The 14,698-nt window shown below is 70.6% G+C and carries 13 protein-coding genes and 1 pseudogene; 4 read left to right on the plus strand and 10 right to left on the minus strand.

Annotation, left to right across the window (positions count from 1 at the left end; genetic code table 11):
* Nucleotides 1–87: 87 nt before the first annotated feature.
* Entirely contained in the window at nucleotides 88–2,280 is a 2,193-nt protein-coding gene (locus tag H180DRAFT_RS15250; RefSeq protein ID WP_055486607.1) for a 3-hydroxyacyl-CoA dehydrogenase NAD-binding domain-containing protein, read from the plus strand.
* A gap of 346 nt (nucleotides 2,281–2,626) precedes the next feature.
* Here H180DRAFT_RS15250 and H180DRAFT_RS15255 read toward each other — a convergent pair whose 3' ends face one another.
* Both H180DRAFT_RS15255 and H180DRAFT_RS15260 read right to left on the minus strand, forming a co-directional pair.
* Complete coding sequence (locus H180DRAFT_RS15255) at nucleotides 2,627–3,091, minus strand: Crp/Fnr family transcriptional regulator (protein WP_055486608.1); 465 nt, start codon at nucleotides 3,089–3,091, stop codon at nucleotides 2,627–2,629.
* A 124-nt stretch (nucleotides 3,092–3,215) separates the two neighbouring features.
* On the minus strand, nucleotides 3,216–3,827 hold the full coding sequence (locus H180DRAFT_RS15260) for a DoxX family membrane protein (RefSeq protein WP_055486609.1): 612 nt from the start codon (nucleotides 3,825–3,827) through the stop codon (nucleotides 3,216–3,218).
* 371 nt (nucleotides 3,828–4,198) lie between these two features.
* Between H180DRAFT_RS15260 and H180DRAFT_RS15265 the strand changes: the two genes are divergently transcribed.
* Nucleotides 4,199–5,062 carry a universal stress protein gene (locus H180DRAFT_RS15265; protein WP_055486610.1) on the plus strand — a complete coding sequence of 288 codons (864 nt, stop codon included), beginning with the start codon at nucleotides 4,199–4,201 and terminating at the stop codon, nucleotides 5,060–5,062.
* Between the two features lie 144 nt (nucleotides 5,063–5,206).
* Here the strand turns inward: H180DRAFT_RS15265 and H180DRAFT_RS15270 are convergent, their stop codons facing one another.
* Nucleotides 5,207–5,932 (minus strand): response regulator, encoded by a 726-nt coding sequence (locus tag H180DRAFT_RS15270; protein ID WP_055486611.1) that lies wholly within the window; start codon nucleotides 5,930–5,932, stop codon nucleotides 5,207–5,209.
* Between the two features lie 299 nt (nucleotides 5,933–6,231).
* Between H180DRAFT_RS15270 and H180DRAFT_RS15275 the strand changes: the two genes are divergently transcribed.
* A complete protein-coding gene (locus H180DRAFT_RS15275) occupies nucleotides 6,232–6,705 on the plus strand; it encodes a pyridoxamine 5'-phosphate oxidase family protein (RefSeq protein WP_079100138.1) in 474 nt (157 codons plus the stop codon).
* A gap of 118 nt (nucleotides 6,706–6,823) precedes the next feature.
* On the opposite strand, the gene H180DRAFT_RS15280 is transcribed toward H180DRAFT_RS15275, so the two are convergent.
* Both H180DRAFT_RS15280 and H180DRAFT_RS15285 read right to left on the minus strand, forming a co-directional pair.
* Complete coding sequence (locus H180DRAFT_RS15280; RefSeq protein ID WP_055486700.1) at nucleotides 6,824–8,509, minus strand: sensor histidine kinase; 1,686 nt, start codon at nucleotides 8,507–8,509, stop codon at nucleotides 6,824–6,826.
* A gap of 149 nt (nucleotides 8,510–8,658) precedes the next feature.
* Nucleotides 8,659–9,426, minus strand: a complete 768-nt coding sequence (locus H180DRAFT_RS15285; protein WP_055486613.1) for a MerR family transcriptional regulator — start codon at nucleotides 9,424–9,426, stop codon at nucleotides 8,659–8,661.
* Nucleotides 9,427–9,586: 160 nt separating this feature from the next.
* Here H180DRAFT_RS15285 and H180DRAFT_RS15290 point away from each other — a divergent pair.
* Nucleotides 9,587–9,787 (plus strand): annotated as a pseudogene (locus H180DRAFT_RS15290) (long-chain fatty acid--CoA ligase); the annotation flags it as partial.
* A 59-nt stretch (nucleotides 9,788–9,846) separates the two neighbouring features.
* Here the strand turns inward: H180DRAFT_RS15290 and H180DRAFT_RS15295 are convergent.
* The 5 genes from H180DRAFT_RS15295 to H180DRAFT_RS15315 form a co-directional block, all read right to left on the minus strand.
* Nucleotides 9,847–11,046 carry a cytochrome P450 gene (locus H180DRAFT_RS15295; protein WP_175437779.1) on the minus strand — a complete coding sequence of 400 codons (1,200 nt, stop codon included), beginning with the start codon at nucleotides 11,044–11,046 and terminating at the stop codon, nucleotides 9,847–9,849.
* A 110-nt stretch (nucleotides 11,047–11,156) separates the two neighbouring features.
* Entirely contained in the window at nucleotides 11,157–11,771 is a 615-nt protein-coding gene (locus H180DRAFT_RS15300; protein WP_055486614.1) for a GTP-binding protein, read from the minus strand.
* Nucleotides 11,752–12,108 carry a DUF742 domain-containing protein gene (locus tag H180DRAFT_RS15305; protein ID WP_055486615.1) on the minus strand — a complete coding sequence of 119 codons (357 nt, stop codon included), beginning with the start codon at nucleotides 12,106–12,108 and terminating at the stop codon, nucleotides 11,752–11,754. The genes H180DRAFT_RS15300 and H180DRAFT_RS15305 overlap by 20 nt, the downstream gene beginning before the upstream one ends.
* Nucleotides 12,105–12,521 carry a roadblock/LC7 domain-containing protein gene (locus H180DRAFT_RS15310; RefSeq protein WP_055486616.1) on the minus strand — a complete coding sequence of 139 codons (417 nt, stop codon included), beginning with the start codon at nucleotides 12,519–12,521 and terminating at the stop codon, nucleotides 12,105–12,107. The genes H180DRAFT_RS15305 and H180DRAFT_RS15310 overlap by 4 nt, the downstream gene beginning before the upstream one ends.
* On the minus strand, nucleotides 12,518–14,221 hold the full coding sequence (locus H180DRAFT_RS15315; protein ID WP_079100130.1) for a sensor histidine kinase: 1,704 nt from the start codon (nucleotides 14,219–14,221) through the stop codon (nucleotides 12,518–12,520). The genes H180DRAFT_RS15310 and H180DRAFT_RS15315 overlap by 4 nt, the downstream gene beginning before the upstream one ends.
* Between the last annotated feature and the right edge of the window lie 477 nt (nucleotides 14,222–14,698).

The raw sequence follows: 14,698 nt of genomic DNA on the forward strand, positions 1-14,698 counted from the left end.
CCACCACCGCGGGAGCGACGGCTTCCGCGGCCGGCCGCACCGCTTCCCACCGCCATCCCGCCCTCACGTACGGAGAGAAAACCCACCATGCCTGAGTCCACGACCATCCGCTGGGAACAGGACGGGTCCGGCGTCGTCACCCTCGTGCTGGACGACCCGGACCAGTCCGCGAACACCATGAACGCCGCGTTCAAGGAGTCGCTCGGCGTCGTCGCCGACCGCCTCGAGCGTGAGAACGAGGCCGGCAACCTCCGCGGCGTGATCTTCACTTCCGCCAAGAAGACCTTCTTCGCCGGCGGCGACCTCAACGACCTCATCCGCGCCCGCCCCGAGGACGCCCAGGAGGTCTTCGAGGGCAGCATGCAGCTCAAGCGCGATCTGCGGCGCATCGAGACCCTCGGCAAGCCCGTCGTCGCCGCCATCAACGGCGCCGCGCTCGGCGGGGGCTTCGAGATCACGCTCGCCTGCCACCACCGTGTCGCCCTCGACGCGAAGGGCTCCAAGATCGGCTGTCCGGAGGCCACCCTCGGCCTGCTTCCCGCAGCCGGCGGCGTGACCCGCACGGTCCGTCTGCTGGGGATCGCCGACGCGCTGCTCAACGTGCTCCTCCAGGGGCAGCAGTACTTCCCGGCCAAGGCCAAGGAGAAGGGCCTCGTCCACGAGGTCGTGGACAGCGAGGAAGCCATGCTGGCCGCTGCCCACGCCTTCATCGACGCCAACCCGGAGTCCGTGCAGCCCTGGGACGTGAAGGGCTACAAGATCCCCGGCGGCACCCCGTCGAGCCCGAAGCTCGCCGCCAACCTCCCCGCATTCCCGGCCAACTTGAGGAAGCAGACGGGCGGCGCCCCCTACCCCGCCCAGCACAACATCCTGGCCGCGGCGGTCGAGGGCGCCCAGGTCGACTTCGAACTCGCCCAGGTCATCGAGGCCCGCTACTTCGTCGAACTGGTCACCGGCCAGATCTCGAAGAACATGATCCAGGCGTTCTTCTTCGACATGCAGGCCGTCAACGCCGGCCGCAGCCGCCCCAAGGGCATCGAGTCCCGCCCGGTCCGGAAGGTCGCCGTCCTCGGCGCCGGCATGATGGGCGCGGGCATCGCCTACTCCTGCGCGAAGGCCGGCATCGACGTCGTCCTCAAGGACGTCTCCCTGGAGGCCGCCGAGAAGGGCAAGCGCTACTCGCAGGGCCTGCTGGAGAAGGCGCTCGAGCGCGGCCGTACGACCGAGGCGAAGCGGGACGAGCTGCTCGCCCGCATCACACCCGCCGCGGAACCGCAGGCCGTCGCGGGCTGCGACGCCGTCATCGAGGCGGTCTTCGAGGACCCGGCGCTCAAGCACAAGGTCTTCCAGGAGATCCAGGACATCGTCGCCCCCGATGCCCTGCTGTGCTCCAACACCTCCACGCTGCCCATCACCGCCCTCGCCGAAGGCGTCGAGCGCCAGGCCGACTTCATCGGGCTGCACTTCTTCTCACCGGTCGACAAGATGCCGCTGGTGGAGATCATCAAGGGCCGCGGCACGGGGGAGGAGGCCCTGGCACGCGCCTTCGACCTGGTGCAGCAGATCAAGAAGACCCCGATCGTCGTCAACGACTCCCGGGGATTCTTCACCTCACGGGTCATCGGGCACTTCATCAACGAGGGAGTCGCCCTCGTCGGCGAGGGCGTGGAGCCCGCGACCGTCGAGCAGGCGGCAGCGCAGGCCGGCTACCCCGCCAAGGTGCTCTCGCTGATGGACGAGCTCACCCTCACCCTGCCCCGCAAGATCCGCGAGGAGACCCGGCGCGGGCTGGAGGCCGAGGGCATCGAGTGGAAGGCGCATCCGGCGGACGCCGTCATCGACAGGATGGTCGACGAGTTCGGGCGCACGGGCCGCAGCGGCGGAGCCGGCTTCTACGACTACGGCGAGGACGGCAAGCGCGTCAGGCTCTGGCCGGGCCTGCGCGAGCACTTCAAGAAGGACGCCGACCCCGGCATCCCGTTCGAGGACATGAAGGAACGGATGCTCTTCGCCGAGGCGCTGGACACCGTCCGGCTCTTCGAGGAGGGCGTGCTGACCTCGGTCGCCGACGCCAACGTCGGCTCCATCCTGGGCATCGGCTTCCCGCCGTGGACGGGCGGCGTCATCCAGTACATCAACGGCTACGAGGGCGGCCCAGCCGGGTTCGTGGAGCGCGCCCGCGAGCTCCAGGAGCGCTACGGCGACCGATTCGCCGTGCCGGACCTCCTCGCGGAGAAGGCCGGCAAGGGCGAGTTCTTCAAGGACGACACCCCTGGATGAATGAGTCCGGTGTCCTGGTGGCCGTAGGCGGTCGGGGATCGCCTGATCGTGGCGCCGCGCTGGTGTCCCAGTCGTGCCAGAAGGCGGCTGCCACGGTCAGGAGGCGTTGGCCGGTGCGGGCGAAGACGCGGCGGCGGGGGTTGTGCCGCCGTGGTCTTCCCGGCTGAGCCGGCCCGAGGGGGCCGGGGCCGGAGGAGACGGCCCCGGCCCACTGCCGGGAGCAGGCGGGGCGGCCATGCCGGCCGAGGGGAACCGAGGAGAACCTGCACCACCGCCAGGCGCAGCGGTTCCGCGTCGGAGAGTCCCGGGGCCGCCCGGTCCGGCGACGAGGAGCTGCGCCTGCGTCTCACAACCGCAGTCCGCTGCCTTGTGGCCCGTAGAGGTCCAGGAGCCGTGTGCGGGCGGCGTGCAGGCGTCGAGCGATGATCTCCGCTACGCATCGGGTGAGTTCCTGCCCGAAGACGGGCTCTTCTCGGCACAGTTGCCGTACGGCTTCCGCGTCGAATTCGAGCGCCCTGACAGGTGAGAGGGCGGAGGCTCCCAAGTGCCAGGTGTGGGGCGGGAACAGCCACGACCAGCCGAGCAGCTTGTCGGGGCCCAGAGTCTCCACTTGGGCGGCGCGGCGTCCGGGAACATGGAGATCGAGGGTTACCGCGCCGGTCCGGATGATCCAGAAGCGGTCGGCGCGGCGGCCCTCCTCGAAGATGCGTGCCCCTTTGGGGAATTGCGTCTCGTGCGACAACTGCACCATCCGGTCGCGCCCGGCGGACGGCAGGTGGCTGATCAGCCGGGGGCTTGTCGGGGACGTCATGGTTGTCCTTCCGTCGGTCTGCCGCTCATCGCGGCGCCGTACTGCCTTGTGTACATGGAGGTGGGCAAAACGGCCCGGGCCGAGCCGGCGGAGGTGTCCCGGCCCGGGACGCAAGCCCGTGCGTTCACTGCAGCCAGCGGTTGCGGCTGACGAACGGGAACCGCTCCCACGTCCTGCCGAGCCCCCAGGTACGGCCGGCGGAGGCGACTGCGAGAGCGATCAGGACGACGGCATAGACGAGGTGGTAGTCCAGGACCGGGTTGGTCGACATGCTGGGCGAGCCGTCCGACAGGTACCGCGCAGGCGGCCACTCGGCCGCCCACATCAGGCCCATCAGCACAGTCCCGGCCACTGCTGTGAGCCGCAGGGCGACGCCGGCCGCGAGGGCGGTGCCGATGCCGAGGAGCCCGAGCATGAACAGCCAGTCGGCCCAGACGGCTCGGGCCCAGGAGTGGAAGGTGGACTCGAACGGTCCGGTGGCCACGCCGGACAGGAAGCCCTTGGTCGGTGAACCCCCGTCGATCCAGCCCTTGCCGGAGGGGGTGGCGTACCCCCAGCCGAAGAGCTTGTCGAAGAACGCCCAGAGGAATACGCCGCCGACGATCAGCCGCACTGCGGCGAAGTTCTTCTCGACGGTCGTGGAGGCCGAGGACTCCGCGGTGTGCGAAGTGCTGCGGGCCTGGTGCCTGCGCCACGGACGGGATATCCGTGAGCGGGTCGGCTGGTGAACGGCCATGACGGTTGTCCCTTCAAGGGGGCGGATCGAACGCGGTCTGTGGTGTCCGAAGCAAATGTGCCGCGGCCGGCAACGGCGGCTCTGCCGGCATGAGGCCTCTTCCGGTGGGCCGAACGTCCCGCTTGCGCGGGCCCGTTGGGCCTCGACTGCCGGACGGTGACTGTGCGGTGGCACCGGAGGGGACGAGCACGGTCCCCCCGCTTCGGGACGCCGGTACGGGGCCCGGGGGTCCCGGCCGCCGAGGGCCGAACGGCGGCCGACGCCGGGCCGAACGGCCCCTCTCCGTCGCTGTGTTGCCGACCGGATGCTGTGGTCACGAAGGAACACAGGGGTGTGCCGGGCACACCGTCGAGAGTGGGGAAGGCTTCGTCATGGAACGTGCAATCGTCGTCGGGGTGGACGGCTCCGAGGAGAGCATGGCCGCAGCCGCATGGGCGGCCGAGGAAGCGGTGCGCCGCGAGCTGCCTGTGCATCTCGTGCACGCCTGGTTCTGGCAGCCCGTTGATGTGCCGATCGTCCGGCCTCCGGACGTACAGGAGCAGGCGGGCAAGGACCTGCTGAACCTGGCGGAAAAGGAACTCAGCGAGCGTTACCCGAAGGTGCGGCTGTCGTCCGAGGCAGTGGGCGAGTCGGCGTCCCCGGCGCTGCTGAAGGCCGCCGAGCGGGCAGAGATGCTCGTCATCGGGTCCCGCGGACTCGGTGCCCTCACCGGTTATCTGCTCGGCTCGTGCGGACGACGTGTCATCGGTTCCTCCCCGCGGCCCGTGGTCGCCGTCCGGGCCGGTACGGACTCGCCGGCACGCCGGGAAGTCGTCGTGGGCCAGCAGGGCGACGCGGAAGAGTGCAGTGAGGTGCTGCGGTTCGCGTTCGAGACCGCGGCCGCACGGGGGGCGACGGTGCGGGCGCTGCGTGCGTGGAGTCTGCCGCCGGTCTACATCTACACCCCCGGCCCCTTGGGCCCTCCCGGGCAGAGCGGTGGAACGACGGCGCTGGAGCAGGCGGCGCTGGAGAAGGCCCTGGCTCCGTGGCGTGAGCGCTTCCCGGAGGTGCCGGTCATCGCGCAGGTCGAGATGGGCAACCCCGGACACGTGCTCGTCGAAGCAGCCGAGGGGGCGCAGTTGCTGGTGGTCGGCCGCCGCACACGCCGTGCTCCGATCGGGACCCGCATCGGGTCCGTCGCCCAAGCCTGCCTCCACCACGTGCACTGCCCGGTGGCGGTCGTCCCGCACGACTGACACCGGCCGGGTGCCGCGTACGGCAGAGCCGGGCCCGCCGGCCCGGCTCTGCCGCGTGCCCGGCGCAGGTCCCGCGGCGTGCACCGTGGCGCGTCTCGTCGGCTGTGAGTGGCCTGACGGATCCCGCTTGTGGTGTGCGCGCTGTCAGCGACTGTGCCTTCGCCCGGGCTCGGAGGCCCCTTTTCCCTTGGGCTGTTCCTGTGCGGCGAGCGCCTGGGTGGCGATCACGGCGGCTTGCACACGGCGTTCCACGCCGAGCTTGGCCAGCAGCCGGGAGATGTTGTTCTTCACCGTCTTCTCGGCCAGGTAGAGCCGCTTGCCGATCTCACGGTTGGTCAGCCCCTCACCCACCAGGGCCAGGATCTCCTGTTCGCGTTCCGTCAGGCCGGGCAGAGTCTCCTCCGGCTCTTCCGAACCGGCGCGAAGCCGGGTCATCAGGCGTGTGGTGGCGCCGGGGTCGAGCATCGACTGCCCCGACGCGACGGTGCGTACGGCGGTGACCAGGTCGGTGCCCGTTATCTGTTTGAGTACGTAGCCCGATGCGCCGGCCATGATCGCGTCGAGCAGGGCTTCTTCGTCGTCGAAGGAGGTCAGCATCAGGCAGGCGAGTTCCGGCATGCGGGAGCGCAGCTCCCGGCATACACGTACGCCGTCCCCGTCGGGCAGTCGCACGTCGAGGACCGCGACCTGCGGGCGCAGCGCGGGAATGCGGACGAGCGCCTGCTCGGCTGTCGCGGCCTCGCCGACGACCGTCAGATCGGGTTCGGCGTCCAGCAGGTCGCGCACACCTCGGCGGACGACCTCGTGGTCGTCGAGGAGGAAGACACTGACCGGGGCTTTCGAGTCTGTGCCATCGTCGCTGTCCGTCATCTGATTCCCATGCTTTCGGAGTGCGTTCCGCCGCGCCGGCATGATGCATCGTCCTCGCAACCAGGGTGCGAACGCCAGGGCGGAACGGAATTCCGCCGCCGCGCACCCGTGGGCGGAGTCGACGGCGCCGTCGCCGGGCCGGGGCGCGGAGCCGGGTTCAGCCCGGCGCCGGAGGTTTTCCGGCAGGCCCGGGGCGAGGGCGGGGCCTTTCGGCCCTGGTGCCGGAGTGCCGAGCAGGGTGACGCTGGTTCATTGGCCGGACGGCTGTCCCGACCGGCAGGTATTCAAGGGTGGGGATGATGAGCGAGAGCGTCTTGTGGAGGCTGGACGGCCCCGAAGAGCCGGGAGCGCAGCAGCACATGAAACCGCTGGACCGCGCAACTGCGTTGCGGCTGCTGACCTCGGTCACTCTGGGACGTCTCTTCTTCACCCAGCAGGCCCTTCCGGCTGTGCGCCCCGTCATTCATGTCCTGGACGGTGAGGACGTCGTCGTCCGGCTGAGCGACGCGGCTGCGCTGGCGGCCGTGACCGTACCGGCCGACGGCACGGGGGCCGTCGTGGCCTTCGAGGCCGATGCCATCGACCCCGAACGGCACCTCGGCTGGAGCGTCGTCGTCACAGGCTACGCCCGTCGTGTCGACGACCCGGCGGAGCTCGAGCGCTTCGGAGGCCTTCTGCGTCCCTGGGCTCCCGGGACCGTCACCGGGACGCTGCGCATCCGGCCGGACCTGGTCACGGGAATCGAGTTCGTCGACGCCGCGGCCGACGGGTGACCCGCGCGGTTCACGGGTGCGGCGACGTGCGCGCCATGGACGGCTCTCGTCTTCCGGGACGTCACCACGGTGCGCGCGGGTGAGGTGTTTCGCCGCCCCGTCCGCTCCGGGGCTCGGCCTACCTCTCGCCGCCGGGGCGCAGGGGAGCCCGCCACGCAAGCCGGCTTCCCTCGTCCACGGCCGTGTCGATCGCGAACGTCCCCCCTACGCTGCGGGCCCTGTCCGCGAGGTTCTTCAGCCCGCTGCGCCGACCGTCGGCGGGGATGCCCCGGCCGTTGTCCGTGACGGTGAGGACGACTTCGTCCCCGGTGGCCTGGAGACCGACTTCCACCCGGGTTGCGTGGGCGTGGCGTGCCGCATTGCTGAGCATCTCGCCCAGGGCCGCCAGGACGTGGTCCGCCACCGCGGGGGCCACGTCCGTGTCCAGGAGGCCTTCCATGCTCAGGCGCGGTGGATATCCCAGTGCCGAAGTGGCCTCGCCCACCACACGGGTGGCCCGCGCCCGCAGGCTGGTACCCGCGCGCTCCTCCTGAACCCGCAGGCCGAAGATGGTGCTTCGAATGATCTTGATTGTTTCGTCGAGGTCGTCGACCGCACGTGAGACCCGCTCCGCAGCAGCGTTGTGTTCCATCAGGCGTGCGGCGCTCTGCAAGGTCATACCCGTGGCGAACAGCCGCTGAATGGCGAGATCGTGCAGATCGCGGGCGATGCGGTCGCGGTCCTCCAGCAGCGTCAACTGCTCGGCGTCGCTGCGGCGTTCCGCGAGTTCGTGCGCGAGTGCTGCCTGCGCCGTGAAGGCGAGGAGCGGGTCGATCTCCCTGTCGGTGAAGACAGGTTCCCCCGGTGCCCGTGCCAGCAGCAGCACGCCCAGGCTTCGTTCGGCGCCGCCCAGGGGGACGGCGACCGCCGGCCCCAGAGCGCGGTATTCACGGGGCCCCGAGCCGTAGCGTGGGTCGCCCTCGAGACGGGCCGACCTGGCAGGTGCACCGGACTTGTGAGCGGCACCGGAGAGAGTGCCCTCTACAGGCACGACGAGCCCGCGGCGATTCATCTCCTGTGATCCCAGGGCGAGTTCGACGACCAAGTCGTCCGTGCCGGGGATGGGGACGGAGACATCCGCGAGGGCGGCTCCGGTGATCTCCAGTGCACGTCGGGCGATCAGCTCCAGAACCTCCAGCCGCGGCCTGCCGGAGAACAGGCTGTTGGTGATCTCCGTATTGGCCTGGAGCCACCGCCGGTGTCGCTGGGCTCCTTCGTAGAGCCGGGCGTTGTCGATCGCCACGCCTGCCGCCACCGAAAGCGTCGAAATGACGCTTTGGTCCTCGGCGTCGAATTCCTGCCCGCCCTTCTTGTCCGTCAGATAGAGATTCCCGAACACCTCTGCCCGCGCCCGGACCGGTACGCCGAGGAAGGTACGCATCGGCGGATGGTGGGCGGGGAAACCGTACGACGCCGTGTGCTCGCCCAGGTCGGCCAGACGCAGCGGCTCGGGATTGCGGATCAACTCGCCGAGCAGGCCGTGCCCCGCCGGCAGAGGCCCGATCTCCTTGATCTGCTCCTCGGTGAGTCCGACGGTCAGGAACTGCGACAGCGTCCGCCCGTCCGGGCCGATCACTCCGAGGGCCGCGTACTGCGCGTCGACGAGGAGGGCCGCCGCCTCGACGATCCGCCGCAGCACCTGGGCGAGATCGAGCTCCCGGCCCACGGATACGACGGCTTCCAGCAGGCTGTGAACGCGGTCCCGGGTGCCACGGACGTCATCGATGCGTGTCTGCAGTTCCTCCAGCAGCTCGTCCAGGCGCATCTTCGGTATGTGCGGAATCGATTCCTGCACGCCTCGGGTTTCTCCTTTCCCGCCGCTCGCCCCCGAGGAAAGGCTATCGCTCACGCAGTCGATCGGCCCTGGCCCGACGGCGCATTCCGGGAGGGCCGCGAGGATTCAGACGACAGAACCTAGTGGTCGGGGGACTGCGGGGCGCGCTCCTTCGGGAACGCGCCCCGCAGTTCCTCCTTGAGCGACCGCTGGAACGCGGTCATCAGCGCCTGCACGACCATCGGCTGCATATGGGCCGACAGCGACTTCATCCGCTCGACCTGCTCCGGGTCGCTCTCGCGCGCCCGGTAGGGCTCCCACACCTCGTCCTTGAACAGGCGGCTCAGCTCCCGTGCGGCTGCACGCGCATGTTCGAGCATGGCTTCGCGTGCGGCGAGGATCGTCTCCTGTGACAGCGGCATGTCCAGCACCCGCACTCCGAGGTGCAGCAGTGCGGGGTCCACGAGGAAGCGGGCCGGGTCGTCCGTGGTCTCCAGGACGCCCATCGCGGTCAGCCGCTCCAGGTCGTCACCGGTCAGCTCGCGGCCCACGCGCCGCTCCAGGACCTCCCGCGTCGCCTCGTCGACGGTGTCGGGCATCCAGGAGGCCACCATGGCCCGGTGGATCGCCAGGTCGTGCGGGTCGGTGTCCTCGGGCAGGCGCTGCAGGTAGCGCTCGATGGCCGACAGCGTCATGCCCTGGTTCTGCAGTTCCTCGATCAGCGCCAGCCGGGACAGGTGCGCCGGGCCGTAGCGGCCGACCCTGCGCGGCCCGATGGTGGGCGGCGGAAGCAGACCCCGCGTGCTGTAGAAGCGGACGGTGCGGACCGTCACGCCCGCCCGCGCGGCGAGCTCGTCCACGGTCAGGCTGTCCGCGTCCGCCCGGCCGTTGCGCTGCTGCTGCTCCATGCGTCCGCTCTCTCCCTGACCCGGTCTGTTCCAAGTGTGTTCAACAGTATTGCTGTCTCACCACCCTTGTACTGCAAGGCTTCCGAGGGAGATTCCCCGGGTCCGCCGGGGAAGCCCGGGCACCGGCAGAGCCGTATCCAGCCCCCGGAGGCGCCGTCGGGACCGCGCGGTCGCGGAGGCCAACGCGCAGCTCAACCGCACCGAACAGGTCAAGCGGTACCGGCTGCTCGGCGACGAATGGAGCCCGCAGACCGGGGAGTTGACGCCGTCGCTGAAGGTGCGCCGTCACGCCGTGCGGGAGAAGTACGGGCACGTCGTCGAGGAGCTGTACGGCCAGGGAGGGCCCACGCCGCACGGCTGACCCGCCGTCCGCTCCGGCCGCCGCGCTCCCGGCCCTCGCGGGTCTGTGACCTCCCGCCCTCACCCGCCCACGGCGGAGGTGGGCGTGAAGGTGACCGGCAGCGCTTCGAGGCCGCGCAGGAAGGGGGAGGGGCGCCACGCCAACTCGTCCTCGTCCACGGCCAGATCGACGTCCGGGAGCCTGTCCAGCAGCACCTCGATACCCGTACGCGCGATGCCCTCGGCGATCTCCTGCGCAGGGTAGGGGCAGCGGTGGGAGCCGTGGCCGAAGGAGAAGAAGGCGCTGTTGCCGCCGGTGAAGGAGTGCTGGTCGGGGCGGATGTGCGGATCGGCGTTGGCCGCTGCGAAGCTGAGGACGAGCAGGTCGCCGCTCTGGATGAGCCTGCCGCCGAGCTGGGTGTCGCGCGTCGTCCAGCGCCCGGCGATGTTCTGCGAGGGCGTCTCCTCCCACAGCACCTCGTTCATCGCCTCGCCGACGCTGGCGCGTCCGCCGCCGAGGAAGGCGGCGAAGCGGTCGTCGGTGAGCATCAGCCGCAGCGAGTTGCTGATCCAGTCGGCGGTGGGCTGATGGCCCGCGACCAGGTCGACCATCATGTCCTCCAGGATCTCCTCCGAGGAGAACTCGCCCGAGTTGGGATGCGTCTGCATCCGTGTGGCCACGTCGCCGGCGGGCGAGATGGCGCGGGAGCGGAGCAGGCTCCCCATGGCGCGCTGGAGATGCTGCCTGCCTTCGAGCGCGCCCTCGGAGCCGTTGACGACGGCGTTGATGCTCGGGACGAGCTCGGCGCCCTCCTCGGCGGTGAAGCCGAAGATCCGGGCCAGCACGACGGCGGGGAGCTGCATGGCGTACTGGCCGACGAGATCGGCCTCGGCACGTCCGCAGAAGGCGTCGATGAGTCCGTCCGCGTGCTGCTCGGAGTGGATGCGCAGCTCGAACGGGTCGACCTCGCGCAGGGCGTCGCTCACCAGGGTCGAGCGGCGCTCGTGGCGGTCGCCCACCTCGTAGAGGATCGACGGCTGGCGGCCCACCATCGGCATCAGCGGCCAGTCCGGCGGTATCCGGTCCCACATGTTCCACACGGACGAATCACGGGTGAACAGCGCCGGATTGCCGGTGATCTGGTGCAGCTCGCGGTAGCCGAGCACCAGCCACGCGGGGACGTCGCCGATCAGTGTCACCGGCGCGATCGGGCCGTGCTGCTCGCGCATCTCGCGGTAGAGCTTCCCGCGGTCCTCGCTGATGAAGCGGGGCCCGAACATGGGGACGGCGTCAGGGTGCACGGGGGCACCGGACGGGGGTGCGGTCCGCTCGTCGGCGGAGTCGCCGTACGCCCGGGGCTCCTCGGAGGGGGACTGCGGGGGCGGCGTGGTCACTGAACGGTCTCCCGGGCGGAGGAGGACAGGGTGTACAGGTGGTTGACGAGGGTGATCAGCACTTCCTTGCTGGACGCGCGCGACCGGGCGTCGCATTCGATGAGCGGGATGTCGTCCGGCAGGTCGAGCGCGTCGCGCACGTCCTCCGCGGAGTGCTCGGGGCCGCCGAAGTCGTTGCGGGCGACGATGAAGGGCATGCCGTGCGCCTCGAGGCGGTCGATCGCATACCAGGAGTCGGCGAGGCGTCGGGTGTCCACGAGCACGACCGCGCCGAGCGTGCCGGTGAAGAGCCGGTCCCAGAGGAACCAGAAGCGCTCCTGGCCGGGTGCACCGAACAGGTAGAGCACCGTCCGCTCGTCGAGGCTGATGCGCCCGAAGTCGAAGGCGATCGTGGTGGTCGTCTTGGAGGGGACGTCGTCGGCGTCGTCGACGCCCACTCCCGCCCGCGTCATCGTCTCCTCGGTGTTGAGCGGACGTATGTCACTGACGGAGCGCACCATCGTGGTCTTGCCGACGCCGAAACCGCCGACGATGACGATCTTGAGGCCGTTGTCGGCGGTGCTGCGCAGTGGCGGGCGGGTTCCGGTCAGATCAGAGGTTGCGGAGTCCAACGAGCACCTGCTTCAGGATTTCTGGATCGGGGAGTTGATCCGCGGCTGCGGCCGTACGCGGATGGCGGGCGGTGATCCGGCCTGCGGCGTGCAGGTCGCCGAGGAGGATCCGGACGATGCTCACCGGCAGCCCGAGGTCCGAGGCGATCTCGACCACCGCCGTCGGCGAGCGGCAGATCCGGAGGATGGAGGCGTGTTCCGACTGCATCCCGGGGGTCGGCTCGCACTCGCTGACCACCAGCGTCACCAGGTCGAAGGCGTCGGTGCCGGACCGGCTGCGCCCGCCCGTGACGGTGTACAGCCGGTCCGGGTCGTCGTCCCGGCCCGGCCGTTTCATGCGGGGTCTCTGGTCTCGTCCTCTTGCCTGGGCGGCGTGGTGAGGTACTCGCTCAGCTGCTCCACTAGTTCGTTCATGTTGTGGCCGATGAGGCCCACGTCCGAGTCCTCCGTCGCGACGAGCGCGAGGTGGGCACCGGAGCCGGCCTCCACCACGAAGAGGATGCCGCCGTAGAACTCCGCCATCGCCTGCCGCACGCCGCCGCTGCCGTTGCCGAACTCGACGGACGCGCCGTGCGAGAGGCTCTGGATGCCTGCGGAGATGGCGGCGAGCTGGTCGGCCTGGTCCATGTCCAGCTCCGAGGAGCTGCACAGCTTCAGTCCGTCACGGGAGAGAACGAGGGCGTGCCGTGCCCCCGGGGTCCGCCGCAGCAGACTCTCCAGCAGCCAGTCGAGCTTGCCGTCTGTGATCATTCGGTGTTGTCCTCCGGACGTGACGAGGAGGGGGAGGGGGACACGGAAGAAGCCTCGTCGTCGGGCTTCTCCTGGGCGGACGAACCGCCCTGCACAGCGCGGCGGAAGGCCCCGAACCGCGATCCCGACTGCTCCGACGACCTGGCCGGCTCGGATGTCCTGCCCGCTTCGGGCGACGCGTTGCCCTTCCGCGAGGCCGCGAGTGTCTGGCCGCGGCGCCGCTTGGGCAGGCCGCGGGGACCGGCCTCGGTGGCCGAGGCGTGCTCGGGGGACGGTTCGGCGGAGCCCCCGGACGACAGGTCCAGGGTCTGCTCGGTGCTCTGCCCCGGCCCCTCGCCGGCCGGGGCGGCCTCGGGACGCCTGCGGCGGGGCAGCCCGGTGCTGCTCCCGGACTCCCGGCCGGACAGGGACGACCCGTCCGAGGACCGGGGGAGCGGCTCGGACGGCCGCGGCCCGGACGGAGCGGCGCCGGCGGGCGAAGGACGCGGACCCGTGACGGCACCGGAGTCGCGGGTCCGTGCGGGCGCCGCGGTCTCGGGCTCCCGCTTCGCCGTGGTGATCAGTGTCTGCGGGATCATCAGCAGGACGCCCGTGCCTCCGTGCGCCGACGGGCGGAAGGAGACGGAGAGCTTGTGCTTGTGGGCCAGCCGTCCCACGACGGCGAGGCCGAGCCGGGTACCGGAGAGGTTCGTCAGGTCCAGCGATTCCGAGCAGACGGCCTGCTGGGCGCGTTCCAGGGCGACGTCACCCATGACGAGCCCCCCGTCCTCGACGGTGATGATGACACCGGCCGACGCCTCCTCCACGTAGACGTGCACCTCGGAGGTGGGAGGCGAGAAGTTGGCGGCGTTGTCCATGAGTTCGGCCAGCGCGTGCATCACGCCCTCGGCTGCGTGACCGGCCACCGCCAGGTCGCACGAGGAGTGCAGGCGGATGCGCTGATAGCCGCTGATGCGTCCCATCGCGCCGCGCAGGATGCTCTCCATGACGATGGGCTTGGCCCATCGGCGCCCGGTGCGGGCGCCGGTCAGTACGGCGATGGAGTCCGCGAGGCGTCCCGTCTGCGCCGTGCGGTGGTCCAGGTGCAGCAGGTCGCCCAGGACCTCCTCGTCGGAGTACTTGTGCTCCATCTCCCGCAGGTCCGCGGCCATGCTCGTGGCCAACGCCTGCACGCGGCCGGCCGCGTTGGCGCACGCGGCCATCGCGGCCGCGCGCATGCCCTCACCGCGGTGCACCTCGTTGGCGAGCGAGTGCAGCACGCGCTGATGGGTGGGGTTGGCGACGGTCGGTACGGCGGCGAGCGCGGTCTGCGCGGAGGCGCCGGAGCGGAGCCGCTCCACGAGGATCGGGACGACGACGTCCGCGAAGTGGGCCGCGACCGCCCGCTCTGCCTCGGCCTCGGCGTTCTGGTGTGCGACGAGGGCGCGCAGCCCGCGTGAGACGAGGATGCCGCGGGTGGCGACTGCGATCGCGATGCTCAGCGCGAGCGCTGCCGCGCCGCTGCCCCAGGCGATGCCGGGGCGTATGGACTGGGGTGCCGTGTGGACGGCCACCAGGCACGCCGGACCCGTGAGCAGCACCGCGATCAGCAACGCGAGTGCGGTGCCCGTTCCCGCTCGCGGCTTTCTCGGCGGCTGTCCGGATCCAGGGGCCGCTGCGCCGGGGGCGGGGCGTTTGCTGGGTGAGGTCTCGGGGGTCATCAATCAGGGTCCTTGTGGGGACAGGTCCGGGCAGGGAGGTGAGTGGTCCACGACAGTCCGATCAGCGCCGCACCAATATAGGGGAGGCAGTGATCATTCATAGTCACAGGCCGAAAACATCTGATCAATCGCTCACCTACGTCCGCCCGTTCAGGATCCTCCGGGTGCGCAGGACCGGCCCCGGGGGCGGTAACTCCTGCCGACGGCTTTCCCGTTGGATGCCGTTCCCGCGCAGTGGCCCTCAAAAGTGGCACTGCGCGCAAATGCCGTTCCATGTCGTACCGGTCATGGCCGTGACCGCTCGTCAACTGCCCGCCTCGCGGGGGCGGTGTCCCGGCCGGTTGCCGTCCTCAGTCTGGCCATGGATGCCTCCCGTGGGAAGAGTCCGGCAGGTTCCGCATCGCGCTGCGGCCCCGTTACGGGTCTCCCCTCGGGCCTGCGCTCCGGGCAGGGGCCCCGGAAAGCGGGCGCACTCCG

The organism is Streptomyces sp. WMMB 322 (assembly GCF_900090145.1).
Lineage (GTDB): Bacteria > Actinomycetota > Actinomycetes > Streptomycetales > Streptomycetaceae > Streptomyces.